Source organism: Blastococcus aggregatus (genome assembly GCF_900221005.1).
In the GTDB taxonomy this organism is placed as follows: Bacteria; Actinomycetota; Actinomycetes; order Mycobacteriales; family Geodermatophilaceae; genus Blastococcus; species Blastococcus aggregatus.
Map to the genome: position 1 here is coordinate 439,997 of NZ_OBQI01000001.1, position 14,767 is coordinate 454,763.

19 protein-coding genes are annotated in these 14,767 nt (G+C 73.8%); 11 read left to right on the forward strand and 8 right to left on the reverse strand.

All coding sequences use genetic code 11. The features are described from left to right. Positions 1-118 precede the first annotated feature (118 nt). Positions 119-1,738 (reverse strand): peptide ABC transporter substrate-binding protein, encoded by a 1,620-nt coding sequence (locus tag CRP29_RS02245; protein ID WP_217991424.1) that lies wholly within the window; start codon positions 1,736-1,738, stop codon positions 119-121. 383 nt (positions 1,739-2,121) lie between these two features. Here CRP29_RS02245 and CRP29_RS02250 point away from each other — a divergent pair, with 383 nt between their 5' ends. Then, positions 2,122-2,292 (forward strand): CsbD family protein, encoded by a 171-nt coding sequence (locus CRP29_RS02250; protein ID WP_097193419.1) that lies wholly within the window; start codon positions 2,122-2,124, stop codon positions 2,290-2,292. 118 nt (positions 2,293-2,410) lie between these two features. Here CRP29_RS02250 and CRP29_RS02255 read toward each other — a convergent pair whose 3' ends face one another. Together CRP29_RS02255 and CRP29_RS02260 are read right to left on the reverse strand one after the other, a co-directional pair. After that, positions 2,411-3,286: an endonuclease domain-containing protein gene (locus CRP29_RS02255; protein WP_176522795.1), complete on the reverse strand. Its 876-nt coding sequence runs from the start codon at positions 3,284-3,286 to the stop codon at positions 2,411-2,413. A 120-nt stretch (positions 3,287-3,406) separates the two neighbouring features. Beyond that, positions 3,407-4,162 (reverse strand): (deoxy)nucleoside triphosphate pyrophosphohydrolase, encoded by a 756-nt coding sequence (locus tag CRP29_RS02260; protein ID WP_097193421.1) that lies wholly within the window; start codon positions 4,160-4,162, stop codon positions 3,407-3,409. Between the two features lie 27 nt (positions 4,163-4,189). Here CRP29_RS02260 and CRP29_RS02265 point away from each other — a divergent pair, with 27 nt between their 5' ends. The 7 genes from CRP29_RS02265 (at position 4,190) to CRP29_RS02290 (ending at position 8,363) form a co-directional block, all read left to right on the forward strand. Further along, on the forward strand, positions 4,190-4,672 hold the full coding sequence (locus CRP29_RS02265; protein WP_245852319.1) for an RrF2 family transcriptional regulator: 483 nt from the start codon (positions 4,190-4,192) through the stop codon (positions 4,670-4,672). A gap of 31 nt (positions 4,673-4,703) precedes the next feature. Further along, a complete protein-coding gene (gene cysC, locus CRP29_RS02270; protein ID WP_097193423.1) occupies positions 4,704-5,240 on the forward strand; it encodes an adenylyl-sulfate kinase in 537 nt (178 codons plus the stop codon). A 47-nt stretch (positions 5,241-5,287) separates the two neighbouring features. Next, positions 5,288-5,383 (forward strand): putative leader peptide, encoded by a 96-nt coding sequence (locus CRP29_RS23740; protein WP_425427045.1) that lies wholly within the window; start codon positions 5,288-5,290, stop codon positions 5,381-5,383. A gap of 111 nt (positions 5,384-5,494) precedes the next feature. Then, a complete protein-coding gene (locus CRP29_RS02275; RefSeq protein WP_097193424.1) occupies positions 5,495-7,168 on the forward strand; it encodes a nitrite/sulfite reductase in 1,674 nt (557 codons plus the stop codon). Then, the gene (locus CRP29_RS02280; protein ID WP_097193425.1) at positions 7,165-7,341 is read left to right on the forward strand and encodes an Insertion element protein; all 177 of its coding nucleotides are present in this window, start codon (positions 7,165-7,167) and stop codon (positions 7,339-7,341) included. The genes CRP29_RS02275 and CRP29_RS02280 overlap by 4 nt, the downstream gene beginning before the upstream one ends. Continuing rightward, entirely contained in the window at positions 7,338-8,048 is a 711-nt protein-coding gene (locus tag CRP29_RS02285; RefSeq protein ID WP_097193426.1) for a phosphoadenylyl-sulfate reductase, read from the forward strand. The genes CRP29_RS02280 and CRP29_RS02285 overlap by 4 nt, the downstream gene beginning before the upstream one ends. 24 nt (positions 8,049-8,072) lie before the next feature. Then, positions 8,073-8,363: a 4a-hydroxytetrahydrobiopterin dehydratase gene (locus tag CRP29_RS02290; protein ID WP_097193427.1), complete on the forward strand. Its 291-nt coding sequence runs from the start codon at positions 8,073-8,075 to the stop codon at positions 8,361-8,363. A 74-nt stretch (positions 8,364-8,437) separates the two neighbouring features. Here CRP29_RS02290 and CRP29_RS02295 read toward each other — a convergent pair whose 3' ends face one another. Together CRP29_RS02295 and CRP29_RS02300 are read right to left on the reverse strand one after the other, a co-directional pair. Beyond that, complete coding sequence (locus CRP29_RS02295) at positions 8,438-8,827, reverse strand: DUF3037 domain-containing protein (RefSeq protein ID WP_097193428.1); 390 nt, start codon at positions 8,825-8,827, stop codon at positions 8,438-8,440. Then, positions 8,824-9,669 (reverse strand): HipA family kinase, encoded by an 846-nt coding sequence (locus tag CRP29_RS02300; protein WP_097193429.1) that lies wholly within the window; start codon positions 9,667-9,669, stop codon positions 8,824-8,826. Before CRP29_RS02300 ends, CRP29_RS02295 begins: the two co-directional genes overlap by 4 nt. Positions 9,670-9,838: 169 nt before the next feature. Here CRP29_RS02300 and CRP29_RS02305 point away from each other — a divergent pair, with 169 nt between their 5' ends. Both CRP29_RS02305 and CRP29_RS22550 read left to right on the forward strand, forming a co-directional pair. Next, complete coding sequence (locus CRP29_RS02305; RefSeq protein ID WP_097193430.1) at positions 9,839-10,384, forward strand: DUF1990 domain-containing protein; 546 nt, start codon at positions 9,839-9,841, stop codon at positions 10,382-10,384. Positions 10,385-10,570: 186 nt separating this feature from the next. Beyond that, the gene (locus tag CRP29_RS22550; protein ID WP_176522796.1) at positions 10,571-11,227 is read left to right on the forward strand and encodes a hypothetical protein; all 657 of its coding nucleotides are present in this window, start codon (positions 10,571-10,573) and stop codon (positions 11,225-11,227) included. On the opposite strand, the gene CRP29_RS02315 is transcribed toward CRP29_RS22550, so the two are convergent. From CRP29_RS02315 to CRP29_RS02325, 3 genes are read right to left on the reverse strand one after another with little or no spacing between them, the layout of a single operon-like run. Further along, positions 11,224-11,973: an ABC transporter permease subunit gene (locus tag CRP29_RS02315; protein WP_097193431.1), complete on the reverse strand. Its 750-nt coding sequence runs from the start codon at positions 11,971-11,973 to the stop codon at positions 11,224-11,226. The genes CRP29_RS22550 and CRP29_RS02315 overlap by 4 nt on opposite strands. Beyond that, complete coding sequence (locus tag CRP29_RS02320; protein WP_217991425.1) at positions 11,970-12,884, reverse strand: ABC transporter ATP-binding protein; 915 nt, start codon at positions 12,882-12,884, stop codon at positions 11,970-11,972. The genes CRP29_RS02315 and CRP29_RS02320 overlap by 4 nt, the downstream gene beginning before the upstream one ends. 35 nt (positions 12,885-12,919) lie before the next feature. Further along, positions 12,920-13,741 carry a formate/nitrite transporter family protein gene (locus CRP29_RS02325; RefSeq protein WP_097193432.1) on the reverse strand — a complete coding sequence of 274 codons (822 nt, stop codon included), beginning with the start codon at positions 13,739-13,741 and terminating at the stop codon, positions 12,920-12,922. A gap of 132 nt (positions 13,742-13,873) precedes the next feature. On the opposite strand from CRP29_RS02325, the gene CRP29_RS02330 reads away from it, so the two are divergent. After that, positions 13,874-14,683, forward strand: coding sequence for an inositol monophosphatase family protein (locus CRP29_RS02330; protein WP_217991426.1), 810 nt, complete (start codon positions 13,874-13,876; stop codon positions 14,681-14,683). The last annotated feature ends 84 nt before the right edge of the window (positions 14,684-14,767 follow it).

Consider the following 14,767-nt stretch of genomic DNA (forward strand, 5'->3'; position numbering starts at 1 on the left):
GCAGGCGCCTCGGGCCGGTGTTCATCGTGCGCTTCCTCGCGCATACGCGCCGCCGGGGGCGACCGTCCTTGGTGGACGGGCGCCCCCGGCGGGTGGTGCGGGTCCTGCTAGTGAGCGGTCAGTTGACCGTGACCTCGGAGAGGACGACGCGCTGGAACAGGTCCAGGCGGACGTTGCTCACGTTCTCCGTGTGCACCGACTGGATCTCGGTGAAGAACAGCGGCGCCATCGGCATGGCCTCGGCGATGATGTCCTCCGCCTGGTTGTACAGCTCGATGGCCTCGGCCTCGTCGCCGGCCTGGTCGCCCTGGGCGATCAGGTCGGAGACCTGCGGGTCGGCGTAGAAGCTGTAGTTCGAGCCCAGCGGGGGCTGCGACTGCTCCGTGAACAGCGGGGTCAGGTAGCTCTCCGCGGCGGGGTAGTCGAAGCTCCAGCCGTACCGGTAGGGGCCGGTCCAGCCCTTGCTCTCACCGAGCGGCAGGTACTGGGCGAAGTCCAGGTCGCCCCGGAGCTGGAACTCCAGGCCCAGGTTCTGGCGCAGCTGGTTGCCCACGGCCTCCATCCACGCGTCGTGCGAGGCACCGGCGTTGAACCACAGCTCGACCGGCTGGCTCGTGTCGAAGCCGGACTCCTCGAGCAGCGCCTTGGCGGCCTCCGGGTCGTAGGCGCAGAACTCGCAGGCGCCCTCGCGGTAGCCGTCGACGACCGGCGCGACGAACGAGTCGGCCGGGGTACGGGTGCCGGCGAAGATGGCCTCCGAGATCGCCTCGCGGTCGATGGCCATCGAGATCGCCTGGCGGACCCGCGGGTCGGCGTAGCGGGCGTCGTAGGTCGGGAAGCCCAGGTAGGTGATCTGCGAGGACTCGGTCTCGATGAACCGGTCGCCGAACTCGCTCTGCGCGGACTCGATCACGTCGGCCGGGATGACGTCGATGATGTCGACGTTGCCGTCCTGGGCGTCGGTGTAGGCGGTCGCCACGTCGGCGTAGACCATGAACTCGACCGCGTCGGCCTGCGCGGCGTCGTCGCCGGCGTAGTCCTCGTACTTGGTCAGCGTGACGCCCTCACCGGGCACCCACTCCTCCTCGGCCTGGAACGGGCCGTTGCCGACCGGCTGCTTGCCGAACGCATCCGGGTCCTCGAAGAAGACCTCGGGCAGCGGGTAGAAGGAGTTGTAGCCCACGACCGCCGGGAACAGCGCGAAGGGCGCCTCGAGCTCGACCGTGAAGGTCAGGTCGTCCTCGACCGCGAGGCCGGAGAGCTCGGTGGCCGCGCCGTCCTGGACCTCCTGGAAGCCCGCGATGCGGGAGAGGTACGAGCCGCCGTCCTGCGCGTTCTCCGGGTTGGCGGTGTAGTTCCAGGCGTTGACGAACGACTCGGCGTCGACCGGCGTGCCGTCGTGGAACGTCCACCCGTCCTTGAGGGTGATCGTCCAGCTCTGGTTGTCCTCGGACTCGATGGACTCGGCGACGCCGTCGAACTGGACCTCGCCCTCCTCGCTGAACTTCACGAGGCCGGTCCACAGAGCGTTGACGACCTGGTCACCCTCGCTCTCGGTGGTGTTACCCGGGATGAGCGGGTTCTCCGGCTCGGAGACGAACATGCTGAAGGTGCCGCCGCCGGAGCCGCTGCCCTCGCTGCCGGAGCCGTTGTCGTCGTCGCCGCCACAGGCGGACAGCAGCATCGCGCCGGCCAGGGCCGTCGCGACGAGCGCGGAGTTGCGCTTGGTGAACTTCACGTGGAAGGCCTCTCTCGTCCCGCGGATGCGGGGTCTCGGACTGGTCGGCCGGTGCTCGGCGTGAACGCTGGGCTCCGGCGATCGTGTGTCGGACACGCACGTGCTCGGGCGCAGAACCCCACGTGCACGGTGAGCAACGCTATGCAGCCCCTGCCCGGGTTGCTACCGACGTTGTCCATTTGTGACCTGCTTTCACGTTCTCACAGCGGGCACCGCAACCTCTCCAGGGGTCTCTGCCGGCCACGGGAGAGGTTCCGGTCGGGGCGGCGTCCGTCCGGATGCCTTGCGGCCCGCGGGTCGACCGTGGCCCGTGGGTGCAGGTGTCGGACCGGATGCCCGCGGGTAGGTGAGGGTCCGGATCCACGAGGAGAGAGGACGCAGCCATGAGCGGCGAGGACAAGACGAACAACAAGATCGAGGAACTCGGCGGCAAGGCCAAGGAGGCCGTCGGCAACGCGACCGGCGACAAGGACCTCCAGGCCTCCGGCCAGAAGGACCAGACGAAGAGCAACCTCAAGCAGGCCGGCGAGAAGGTCAAGGACGCCTTCAAGTAAGCCGGAGCACCTGACCGCGGAGGCCGCACCCCACCCGGGGTGCGGCCTCCGCCGCGTCTCCTGCACTTTCTGCACCGAAAGTCCGCTCCCCAGACAGACTTTCGGTGCAGAAAGTCCCTCAGACGGTCGGGGCGGTCGAGCGCAGGGCCTCCCGGATGCGCCGGACGACGGCCTCCATGTCCCGCAGGTCGGCGGCACCGAGCCGGATCACCCGCCAGCCCGCAGCGACCAGCCGCGCGTAGCGGGCGTCGTCCTTGACGATCTGCAGGCCGTCGAAGTGGTAGGCCCCCTCGTACTCCACGATCACCCGCGCCTCCTGCCACGCGAGGTCGACCACGCCCAGGAACTCCCCGCCCTCCACGACGACGAACTGCGGCGTCGGGACGGGCAGACCGGCTCGGACGCAGGCGACCCGCACCCACGACTCCGGCGGGCTCTGACTGCGTCCGTCGACGAGCGGGAGCACCTTCTCGACCCGCGAGGCCCGCCATCGCCCGTGCGACTGCGCGAGATCGGCGACGGCGGTCGGGAGGTCGAGGTGCCCGGTCCGCACCATGGCGTCGAGCATCGCGACGGCATCCGGCACGGTCTCCAGCGTCGCGACGTCCCACGCCGTCCGCAGCGGCCCGGTGACACGGGTCCCGTCGATGCTCACGATGTCCGACGGCGCGAGGGGCGTCCGGTGTGCCCTGATCCCCCTGGGCCCGCGCCAGGACGAGCCCTCCGGCACGAGGACGACGACGGCATCGGCGGGCGAGGCGAACGGCGCTCCCCACCACGCCGCTGCGGACCTGCCGCCCAGCACCGCCGCTGACGGCATGACCAGAGAGGCCGCAACAGCGTGGAGCCGGTGATCCGCCTCGAGGCCGGGGTCGGCGTAGACGTTGTGCAGCAGCCGGCGGTAGAGGCCGGACGTGAGCTGCCGCGGCGTCACAGCCCCCTCCGACACCGCGTGCGAGCCGAGGAAGACACCGTGGAGCCGCTGCGTGCGCACGCCAGCAGCGTGGGTCATCCGCCGCCGTCGCGGGCCCGTCGTCCACAGCCCCCGCGCCGACCCCGGCGCCACCCGGACTTTCGGTGCAGAAAGTCCCGGACTTTCGGTGCAGAAAGTCCGTCAGGGGCGGGTGAGCAGGGTGCGGACGGCGGGGAGGAGCGGACGGTCGGCGGCGATCCAGTCGATCCCGTCCAGCTCGTCGACGCCGACCCAGCGCAGCGCGGTGTGCTCGTGGGCCACCGGCTCCCCCGAGACGACGCGCGCCGACCACACCCGCATCGTCGAGGCGCCCCTCGGTCCGCCGGCGACGACGCCGTCGAGCGGCACCTCGCCGAGGAAGGCCTCCGGCGCGACGACGACGCCCAGCTCCTCGGCGCACTCCCGCACGAGGGCCGACAGGTCGGACTCCCCCGGCTCCACCTTGCCGCCGGGGAACTCCCAGCAACCGTCGTACGGCCCGCCGGAACGCTGCGCGACCAGCACCCGGTCGCCGTCGACCAGCGCCGCGCCCACCACCTGGACGACGTCCTGCGCGCGGTCCGCGGCAGCCGCGGCGTAGGCGTCCAGGTGCGCGGTCATGGCCCGCTCGAGCCGGCGGCGGAGCACCCGGTCGGCCACCGCCCCGAGCGGGCCGGGCAGGCCACCCACGACCTCGACCCGCTCCTCGACCAGCGTGCCCTCGGCGGTCGGGGTGAACCGGCGGGAGTGGGTCACCCGGCGCCGTCCCGGCCCGGAACCGGTGTGGGCGTCGGAGTGCGGCCGCACCGACTCCACCTCGTCCAGCGGCGCCGGCCAGGGCCGGCCGAGCACGCGGGCGACGTCGAAGGCCACGGTCAGCGGCGCCTCCACCAAGGTGGTGAAACGCAGCCCGAACACACGGCCACTGTTCCAGACCCAGGCAGGATGGGCCCCGTGCGCATCAATGCCCGGGTCGACTACGCCATCCGAGCCGTCGTCGAACTCGCCGCGGCCGCGCCGGACTCGATGACCGCCGACGCCATCGCCACCGCCCAGGGCATCCCCAGCCGATTCCTGCAGGCGATCCTCACCGACCTGCAGCGTGCCCGGATGGTGACCAGCCAGCGTGGCCGCGACGGCGGGTACCGGCTCGCGCTGCCGGCGTCGGAGATCTCGATCGCGCGCATCATGCGGATCGAGCAGGGCTTCCTCGCCGAGGTGCACGGCCAGCGCCCCGAGGACGTGCGCTACCCCGGCGCCGCCGCCGAACTGGCCAAGGTCTGGGTCGCGGCCAGGGAGGCCTACCGGCGGGTGCTGGAGGGCGTCACCGTCGCCGACGTCCTCAGCGGCCGGTTGCCCGATCACGCCGCGGAACTGGTCGCCATGGACGAGGCCTGGCGGTCGTTCGGCAGCTCCACCGGCGACTGACCCGCGGCGGCGGTGCGCGACACTGGCGGGCATGTCCGCAGCTCCGCGTCCCGGCGTCACCGTCTTCCTGACCGGCCTCTCCGGCGCCGGCAAGTCCACGATCGCCGATGCGCTGGTCGCCGAGCTGGAGCGCGAGGGCCGGCCGGTCACGGTGCTCGACGGCGACGTCGTCCGCACCCACCTGTCCAGCGAGCTGGGCTTCGCCAGGGAGCACCGGGACCTCAACATCCGACGGATCGGCTGGGTGGCCGGCGAGGTGGTCAAGCACGGCGGCACCGTCGTGGTCGCGGCGATCGCGCCCTACGAGGAGGCCCGCGAGCAGGCCCGCAAGCTGGTCGAGCAGCACGGCCGCTTCGTGCTGGTGCACCTCTCCACGCCGCTGGAGGTGTGCGAGGACCGGGACGTGAAGGGCCTCTACGCCAAGGCGCGGTCCGGCGAGATCCCGGTGTTCACCGGGGTCAGCGACCCCTACGAGCCCCCGGTCGCCCCGGAGCTGGTCCTCGACACGTCGGTGACGCCACTGGCCGAGTCGGTCGCCCGGATCCGGGCCGCCCTCGACGGGGCCTGAACGGAGTCGTCCGGGTCACACCACCAGATCGATCGGGTTATGCGACCATGGACGGCGTGACCGGATGCGGCGTTCTCCTCGTCGCGCGCCTGCACATCGATCTCGCGCGCGTGTCCAGCGCCGCCTGTCGCGCCTCGCGCTGACCCAGGCTCCTCCCGCGCAGCACCCACTGCGCGTCATTGAACCGGCAGCGCCCTCCCGATCCGCGCGGTGACTTGCCGTGCCGGGAGCCGGCGCAGGAAGAAGTACGAGACGTGACGACCCCCACCCGCACGAGCACCCGCCCCAAGCGCGGCGAGGGCCAGTGGGCCCTGGGCTACCGGGAGCCGCTCAACCCGAACGAGCGGATGAAGAAGGACTCCGACGGCCTCGAGGTGCGCCAGCGGATCATCGACATCTACTCGAAGAACGGCTTCGACAGCATCGACCCCGGTGACCTCCGCGGCCGGATGCGGTGGATGGGCCTCTACACCCAGCGCGCCCAGGGCATCCCCGGCGGCAAGACCGCCGTGCTGGAGCCCGAGGAGCTCGAGGACAAGTACTTCATGATGCGGGCCCGTATCGACGGCGGGCAGCTGACCAGCGACGCGCTCCGGGTCATCGGCGGCATCAGCACCGACTTCGGCCGGGACGTCGCCGACGTCACCGACCGGCAGAACGTGCAGTACCACTGGATCCGCATCGAGGACGTGCCCGAGATCTGGCGCCGGCTCGAGTCGGTGGGCCTGAGCACGATGGAGGCCTGCGGCGACGTGCCGCGCGTCATGCTCGGCTGCCCGATGGCCGGCATCCTCGAGGACGAGGTCCTCGACGCCACCGACGTCATCGCCGAGACCGTCGAGAAGTACGTCGGCAACCCCGAGTTCAGCAACCTGCCGCGCAAGTGGAAGACGTCGATGTCCGGCTGCGTCGACCACTGCACCGAGCCCGAGATCGACGACGTCTCGTTCGTCGGCGTCGTGAACGAGGCCGGCGAGGCCGGCTACGACCTGTGGGTCGGCGGCGGGCTCTCCACGAACCCGATGTTCGCCCAGCGGGTCGGCGTCTTCGTCCGTCCCGACCAGGTCACCGACGTGTGGGCGGCGTGCACGTCGGTCTTCCGTGACTACGGCTACCGGCGTCAGCGCAACCGTGCGCGGATCAAGTTCCTCATGGCCGACTGGGGTCCGGAGAAGTTCCGCCAGGTGCTGCAGGACGAGTACCTGAAGGAGCCGCTGCCCGACGGCCCGGCGCCCGCGCCCGCCAAGCACGACCAGCGCGACCACGTCGGCGTGAGCCGCCAGAAGGACGGCCTCAACGCCGTCGGCTTCGCGCTGCGCACCGGCCGGATCAGCGGCTCGCTGCTCAGCACGATCGCCGACCTGGCCGACGAGTACGGCCAGGGCCGCATCCGGACGACGACGCAGCAGAAGCTGGTCATCCTGGACGTCGCCGACGAGCGGGTCGAGGCGCTGGTCGATGCGCTCGCCGCGCACGACCTGCAGGTCCGGCCGAGCGCGTTCCGCCGCGGCACCATGGCCTGCACCGGCCTCGAGTACTGCAAGCTCGCGATCGTCGAGACCAAGCAGCACGCCCAGGACCTCTACGCCGAGCTCGAGAAGCGGCTGCCGGACTTCGACGTGCCGATCGGCATCAACGTCAACGGCTGCCCGAACAGCTGCGCCCGCTTCCAGACCGCCGACATCGGGTTCAAGGGCTCGATGGTGCGCGACGACAACGGCGAGATGGTCGAGGGCTTCCAGGTCCACCTCGGCGGCCACCTCGGCGTCGAGGCGACGTTCGGCCGCAAGTTCCGCGGCCACAAGGTGACCAAGGCCGAGACCGTCGACTACTGCGAGCGCGTGCTGCGCGGCTTCGTGGAGCGCCGGACCGACGGCGAGTCCTTCGCCCACTACGTCTCGCGGGCCGAGGAGGCCTGGCTGCTGTGAGCGAGGACTCGTCCGGGGGAAGACAGCGGCAGCTGCCGGTGTTCCACTGCCCGTACTGCGGGGACGAGGAACTCACCCCCTACGAGGACGACTCGACCGACGGCTGGCGCTGCGGCGCCTGCCTGCGGGCGTTCTCCGTCCGCCTACTCGCAACGGGGGTCCAGCAGGGATGACGACCGCACTGGCAGCGACACCGGAACTGGCCGCCGAGGCCGACGCCCGCTTCTCCGCGATCGCCGACCCGGTCGAGCAGGCGCTGGCCGCCCTCCGCTGGGCCGGCGAGACCTTCGGCGACCGGTTCGCCATCACGTCGTCCATGGCCGATGGGCTGCTGGCGCACCTGGCGAGCCGGGCGATCCCCGGCGTGCACGTCATCTTCCTCGACACCGGGTACCACTTCGCCGAGACGATCGGCACCCGCGACTGGATCACCTCCGTCCTGCCGATCACGCTGGTCAACGTCACCGCGCCGCAGACCGTGGGCGAGCAGGACCTCTCCTTCGGGCCGAAGCTGCACGATCGCGACCCGGACCTCTGCTGCGAGATGCGGAAGGTCAAGCCGCTCGCCCAGACGCTGGCCGGGTACACCGCGTGGGGCTCCGGCGTCCGCCGCGACGAGTCCCCGACCCGTGCGGACACCCGGCTGGTCGACTGGGACGCCAAGCGCGGCATGGTGAAGGTGAACCCGATCGCGGCCTGGACCCAGGCCGACGTCGACGCCTACGTCACCGAGCACCAGGTGCCGGTCAACCCGCTGTTCGAGATGGGCTACGGCTCCATCGGCTGCGCGCCGTGCACCCGGCCCGTCGCTCCCGGCGAGGACCCCCGCGCGGGGCGCTGGGCGGGGTCGACCAAGACCGAGTGCGGCCTGCACACCTGAGCTGATCGGCGGGAGGATCGGGGCATGCCCCGACCTCCCCGCCTCTCCCCCGACGCCGTCGCCACCGCGCTGGCCGGGCTGCCGCTGTGGTCCGGCGACGCCGACGGCCTGCGCCGCACCGTCGAGCTGCCCGGCTTCCGGGACGCCGTCGCCGCGATCGTGGCGATCGCCGACGTCGCCGAGGAGCTGGACCACCACCCCGACGTCGACCTGCGCTGGCGGACCCTGCACCTGTCGCTGGTCAGCCACTCCGCCGGCGGCGTGAGCGAGCTGGACCTCGAGCTCGCCCGCCGGATCGACGCGCTCCTCCCCTGACCGGACGCCCCCACCGAACTTCCGGTGCAGACGATCCGGTGCCGCCGCGGACTTTCTGCACCGAAAGTCAGGGATCAGGCGACGACGGGGAGCACCAGGAGCCCGAACAGCCGGTCGGCCTCGGCGTCCGGGTCCTCGGTGAGGCCGGTGTGCACCGGCCCCGGCTGGATCACGGTGCTCCGCGGCGCGGTGAGCCAGCGGAACCGGGAGCCCAGCGCCTCCCGGCCGGCCGCCCCCGCACCCGGATCGGCGGCGCACACGTCGGCCGCCGCCTGCAGCGCCCGGGCGATCCCGGCGGCGTCCGCGGTGGGGTCGAGCGCACGCAGCCGCTCGGGGTCCAGGTGGACCCGCGAGCCGAGGTAGTCGCGCTGCCGGCAGTAGACCAGCACGCCGGCGTTGAGGAACTCCCCGCGCTCGATCCGCGGCACGACCCGCAGCACCGCGTACTCGAAGGTGTCTCTCATCGCTGCGTGACCCCCTCGGGCGGCGGCGGGCCCAGCCACGACGGCCGGTTCTCCCCGCGCGGCGCCCGCCGGCGGCCCGCTCCCCCGGCCTCGGCGGCCGCGACCAGCCCCGGCAGCCAGGCGTCCCGGGCGGTGAGCCGGGCCAGCAGCTGGCCGGCGTAGCGGTTCCGGAGCTCGTCGGCCGGATCGCCCTGCAGCCACTCGTCGGGCACCAGCGCCAGGACGCCGTCCAGCAGCTCCCGGGTGACCAGGGGTGCCAGCGCGGCGTCGGCGGCAGGCACGTCGGGGGCGAACTCGATCAGCGCGTGCGTCGAGGCGTCGTAGGGCCGGGCCACTGCGGCCTCGGCACCGGGCCAGTGGTGGTGGAAGGTCAGCGCGGCGCCGTGGTCGATCAGCTGCAGCCGGTCGTGCCAGAACAGCATGTTGGGGTTCCGCCAGGAGCGGTCGACGTTGCCGACCAGCGCGTCGAACCACAGCACCCGGCCGGCGAGCCCGCCGTCCACACCGTCGGCGCCGGCCTCGAAGTCCAGCGCTCCGGGCAGGTAGTCCAGACCGAGGTTGAGCCCCGCCGACCGCTGGAGCAGCTCCTGCACCTCGACGTCCGGCTCCCCGACGGCGAGTTCCGGGGCGACGTCGACGGTCACGATCGTGGGCACCGGCAGGCCCAGCGCGCGGGCCAGCTCGCCGCAGACCACCTCGGCGACCAGCACGTTCACGCCCTGCCCGGCGGCCCGCCACTTGACCACGTAGGTGCCGAGGTCGTCGGTCTCCATGAGCCCCGGCAGCGAGCCACCCTCGCGCAGCGGGGTGACGTAGCGGGTGGCGGTGACGGAGGCGAGCACAGTGCCGGCGACCCTACCGGGACGGCGACACCCGGTACCCGGACATCAGCCCGTGCGACCAGGCGGGTCGCCGGACCGCACATCCCGCGTGGCGGTCGCGGTGACCGAGTCCACGCCGGCAGCCTGCCAGCCCGGGCGCTCCGCTCCCCGGACGGGAAGACTGCGCCCCATGGGCCTCCTCCGCGCGACCGACCCTGCGGGGCTGGTCGACGCGCCGTTCAACTACCCGGAGGTCGGCGCCACCGGGGAGGCCGAGCTCCCCGCCGGCTACCGCACGGGCAGCTACTCCGCAGTCGTCGGCGCCGGGCGGGCGGACTTCGAGCGGGCAGCGGCCGCGGTCTTCGACTGGCGGGCCCAGCGCAGCGTCGGGTTCCGCGTGCGCGCGAGCGGCCCGGCCGGCGTGCCCGGCACCGTCGTCGTCCTCACGGCCGGCTTCGCCCGGCTGGGCCACGAGCTGCCCTGCCGGGTCGTCTGGGCGCAGACGGGCGGCGACGAGCGCGGCTTCTCCTACGGCACGCTGGCCGGTCATCCGGAGAGCGGCGAGGAGCGGTTCACCCTGCGACTGCTGCCGGACGGCGACGTCGTCTACGAGATCCGGGTGTTCTTCCGGCTCGCGAGCCGCGCCGCCCGGCTGGCGGGCCCGCTCAGCCTCGGTCTCCAGCGCCTGGGCACGCGGCGCTACCTCACGGCGATCGGGCGGGCCGCGCGCGGCTGAGGCGCGCGACACCGCGCATCCTCCCGGTGCCGCTGCGTGGCGCCTCACCGTGCGGCCGCCGGCCCGGTCCGCAGCGACGACGGCGACGACTCGTGGGCCCGACCGGCTCCGACATCGTGCGGTCGCAGTGCCCAGCAGCAGCGACACGGGGAGGCGGCCGTGGCCCAGAAACGTGGAACCCGGGGGGTGTCCCCAGGCCGGCGGCAGCAGCCGGCCGCCCAGTGGCTGGACCTGCCGCGCTGGCGGCGGCCGATCGACGCGCTGCTCGTCGTGGGCGTCGTGGCGGCGGTCGCCTGGGTCGCCCTCGTGGCGGTCCCCGCGGCGTCGAGCGGGACGGCCGCGGCCGCCGGCGGCAGCGAGCCCGTGGCCACGGCGCGGCCGCCGACGTCGTCGGGCGGGGCGCTCATGGGCCCCTTCGCGCCGGAACGGTCGCCGCAGCAGGTCGCGCCGCCCCCGGCCGCTCCGGCCGTTGCGACCACCCCCGCCCCGGAGCCCGTGGCGGCGGCCCCTGCCCCCCGGGCGCAGGATGTCGTGGCCCGGCCGACCGCCGCGCGGACGACGCCGCGGTCCACCCCCGCGGCCCGGCGCACGGCCGCGGCGACGACGGCGCCCCTGGCCCCCCCGGTCCCGCCGGCGCCCGTGCCACCACCGACCGAGACCGCACCACCGCCCGAGGCCGCACCACCAACCGAGACCGCGCCGCCGACCACCGCACCGCCGACCGAGACGGCGCCGCCCACGACCACCGCCCCGCCGACCACCACCGCTCCCCCGACCGGGACGACGCCTCCCACCACCGAGGCGCCACCCACGACCACGGCACCCCCGCCGCCGAGCGGCTAGACGTCGCGCCGCTCGTGCAGCACCGCGCCGACCACCCAGGCGCCGGCGGCCCACGCCGCCACGACGCCCATCCCCACCGGCCAGCTGGTCGGCACGGAGAAGAAGGCGTCCTGCCCCACCCGCAGCATGGGCAGCGCCGCGGAGAGCCGCTCGGCCCACCGGGGGCCGGAGAGCGCGAGCACCGGGGGCAGCACGAACACCAGCGCCGTCCCCAGGCCCACGGCCCCGGCGGTGGAGCGCAGGACCGCGCCCAGGCCCACGCCGAGCACCCCCACCAGCGCCGCCGCGCCCACCTGCAGGCCCAGCGTGCGCAGCACCTCCGGATCGGTCGGGTCGACGCCGCCCGGAACCGCGGTGAGCGTCCGGGCGGCGAGCAGGCACGCCGCGGCGAGGGCGATCCCGAGCAGCAGGCACCACGCGGCGACGACGACGGTCCTGGCCAGCAGCAGCCGGGTGCGCCGGGGCACGGCGACGAGCGTGGCGAGCGCGCTGCCCGAGGCGAGTTCCGCGGTGACGGCGAGCACCCCGATCACCAGCAGCGCCAGCTGACCGAAGCCGAAGCCGATCAGCGCCGTCTGGACGGCGACCTCGGCCCGTTCCGCGGTGTCGGTGCCGGCGGCCGCCAGCGCCCCAGCGGCGCCCACGACGACCACGAACACCGCCGTGGCCCACCAGGTGGAGCGCAGGGACGACAGCCGGGTCCACTCGCTGCGCAGCACCGCCGAGAAGGGGACGCCCCGGCTCACCGGGCCGCCGTCCGGTACTCGACCTCGTCGCCGGTCAGCGTCAGGTAGGCGGTCTCGAGCGAGGCGGTGACCGGGGTCAGCTCGTGCACCCGGACGCCGGCCAGGTAGGCGACGTCGCCGACCTGGTCCGGGTCGAGGCCCTCCACCCGCAACGAGCCGTCGATCTGCAGCTCGATCGTCGCGCCGGCCCGCTGCAGCGCCGCGGCGAGCAGCGGCGCCTGGGGGCTGCGCACGCGGACGGCGGAGTGCGCGCCCAGCAGGTCGGCCATCGGCACGTCGGCCAGCAGCCGGCCCCGCCCGAGGACGACGAGGTGGTCGGCGGTGTCCTCCATCTCGCTCATCAGGTGGCTGGAGACGAGCACGGTGCGGCCCTCGTCGGCGAGATCCCGCAGCAGCTCGCGCACCCAGCGGATGCCCTCGGGGTCCAGCCCGTTGACCGGCTCGTCGAGCAGCAGCACGTCGGGGTCGCCGAGCAGCGCGGCCGCGATGCCCAGCCGCTGGCCCATGCCGAGGGAGAAGCCGCGGACCCGGTCGTGGGCGACCTCGCCCAGCCCGACCTGGTCCAGGACGTCGTCCACCCGGGAGGCCGGCAGGCCGTTGCTCTGGGCCAGCGCTAGCAGGTGGGCCGCGGCGGTGCGCCCCGGGTGCCGCGCGCGCGGATCGATCAGCGCCCCGACCCGGCGCATCGGGTGCGCCAGCTCGCGGTAGGGCCGGCCGAGCACCCGCGTCGTCCCGGAGGTGGGCCGGGCGAGCCCCAGCACGCAGCGCATCGTCGTCGTCTTGCCCGAGCCGTTCGGCCCGAGGAACCCCGTGACGCGGCCCGGGTGGACCGTGACGGTGAGGTCGGAGACGGCGACCTTGGACCGGTACGCCTTGGTCAGCGCCTCGACCTCGATCACGGGCGACAGCATGACCAGCCCGACACCGCGGCGGAAGGGGCGCGCCCCTAGTCCCCCCGGCGCACGGCCGCCCGCTCGCGCTCGATCAGCTCCTTGCTGCGCACCAGCCGCAGCAGCGTGACCACCAGCAGGCCGCCGGCCATGTTGAGCAGGGTGACGTACCAGAACCAGGCGATCCAGTCGCCGTAGTCCAGCGGCCCGCCGGCGTGGATCCCGGCGAAGATGATCAGCGAGTCCAGGATCGAGTGGAACAGCACCAGCCCGGCCAGCACGAAGGCGCCCGCCACCGCCGCCACGATCTTGCCGCCCTCGGTGTCGGCCCCGTGCTGCATGCGGGTCATCAGGGTGATCACGCTGCCGGCCAGGAACGCCAGGCACGCCGACCGGAGGTCGAGCGGCGCGTCGACGAACGACAGCGACGACTCGACCGCCGTCGCGCCCAGCTCCGGCAGCGCGTGGACGACCACCCACATGACCAGCCAGCCGCCCACCAGGTTGGCCACCAGCGTCCCGCCCCACAGCTTCGCGAGCTGGCCGACGCCCGCGCGCCCGGAGACGACGGCGGTCACCGGCACCAGGAAGCCCTCGGTGAACAGCTCGCTGCGGGCCAGCAGCAGCGCGATGAACCCGACGCTGAACGCCAGGCCGGCGAGCAGGTGGCTCCCCGTCTCCGCGTAGACCGCCAGCAGCGCCACCACTCCGACGCCGACCTCGAGCCCGCCGGCGAGCCCGGTGGTGAGCACCTCGCGCCAGGTGCGGTGCAGCCGCTGTGCCCCCTCACTGACGATCCGGTCGAACGCCTGGGCGACCTCGTCCTCCTGCGGGGCGTCGGTCTCCCCGAGCTCACTGCGTGCCTCGTCGGTGGTCACGGGTCCCCTTCTCCGCCGGGCGCGGGGCGGCCGCGGCGGAGGGGCGCTACCCGCCACCCGGGCGGCCACACGCCGGGCCACTCCTCCGGGTCGGGTCGCCCGGGCGCCGCCGGGGCAGCAGGATCAGCGACCGTGGACCGCGACCTGCTCGAGTACGCCGTGGAGCTGGTCGAGGAGGCCGGTGGGATCGCGGCCCGCCGGTTCACCGAGGCCGCCCCCGTCCGCACCGCCGACGACGGGACGACGACGCCGGTCGAGGTGGAGGTGGAGCGGCTGCTGCGCACCCGCATCGGCGCCCGCTACCCGGACGACGCGGTGCTGGGGCACGAGGCCCGCCCCACCGCCGGCACCGCCGAGCGCCGCTGGCTGCTCGACCCGATCAACGGGACCAGCCTGTTCGCCCAGCGGGTGCCGACGTTCAACGTGCTGCTGGCCGTGGAGGACGCCGAGGGCCCGGCGGTCGCGGTGGCCGGCTACCCGATGAGCGACGAGGTGCTCTACGCCGGCCGCGGCCTGGGCTGCTGGCACTCGGTCGCCGGCCGGCCGGTCCGCCAGGTGCGGGTCAACGACCACGCACGGCTGCGCGGCGCCCTGGTGGAGATGCTCAACCCGCTGGCCTGGTCCGAGGAGCTGCTGGTCACCCTGCACCGCGAGCTGTACCTCCAGCCGTGGACCAAGGGCGACGTCGACCTGGCCACCGGCCTGGCCGACGCGCTGGTGATCGCCGGGCAGCCGATGGGCTACGAGGACCTCGCCGTCCTGCCGCTGCTCGTGGGCGAGGCCGGCGGCCGGGTCACCGACCTCTCCGGCCGCGACGTCCTGTCCGGCGACGGCACGGTGCTGGCCAGCAACGGCGTGCTGCACGACGCACTGCTCGCGCTCGTGGCCGGGCTCCCGCACGGCCGCGACTTCGCCGCGCTCCGCCGGGACCCCGCACCCTGACCTGGGGCGCCGTCCGGATCACGGGTGTGCAGCAGCCCGCGCCGGGTAGCGCCGGGGGACGTCATCCGCTCTCGGATCAGGAGC

What these genes read in the sequence shown, in the direction of transcription:
- CRP29_RS02250 (WP_097193419.1), top strand. Translation starts at nt 2,122, where the DNA reads ATGAGCGGCGAGGACAAGACGAACAACAAGATCGAGGAACTCGGCGGC.
- CRP29_RS02265 (WP_245852319.1), top strand. Translation starts at nt 4,190, where the DNA reads ATGGGCCCCGTGCGCATCAATGCCCGGGTCGACTACGCCATCCGAGCC.
- cysC (WP_097193423.1), top strand. Translation starts at nt 4,704, where the DNA reads ATGTCCGCAGCTCCGCGTCCCGGCGTCACCGTCTTCCTGACCGGCCTC.
- CRP29_RS23740 (WP_425427045.1), top strand. Translation starts at nt 5,288, where the DNA reads ATGGACGGCGTGACCGGATGCGGCGTTCTCCTCGTCGCGCGCCTGCAC.
- CRP29_RS02285 (WP_097193426.1), top strand. Translation starts at nt 7,338, where the DNA reads ATGACGACCGCACTGGCAGCGACACCGGAACTGGCCGCCGAGGCCGAC.
- CRP29_RS02290 (WP_097193427.1), top strand. Translation starts at nt 8,073, where the DNA reads ATGCCCCGACCTCCCCGCCTCTCCCCCGACGCCGTCGCCACCGCGCTG.
- CRP29_RS02295 (WP_097193428.1), bottom strand. Translation starts at nt 8,827, where the DNA reads ATGAGAGACACCTTCGAGTACGCGGTGCTGCGGGTCGTGCCGCGGATC.
- CRP29_RS02305 (WP_097193430.1), top strand. Translation starts at nt 9,839, where the DNA reads ATGGGCCTCCTCCGCGCGACCGACCCTGCGGGGCTGGTCGACGCGCCG.
- CRP29_RS02320 (WP_217991425.1), bottom strand. Translation starts at nt 12,884, where the DNA reads ATGCTGTCGCCCGTGATCGAGGTCGAGGCGCTGACCAAGGCGTACCGG.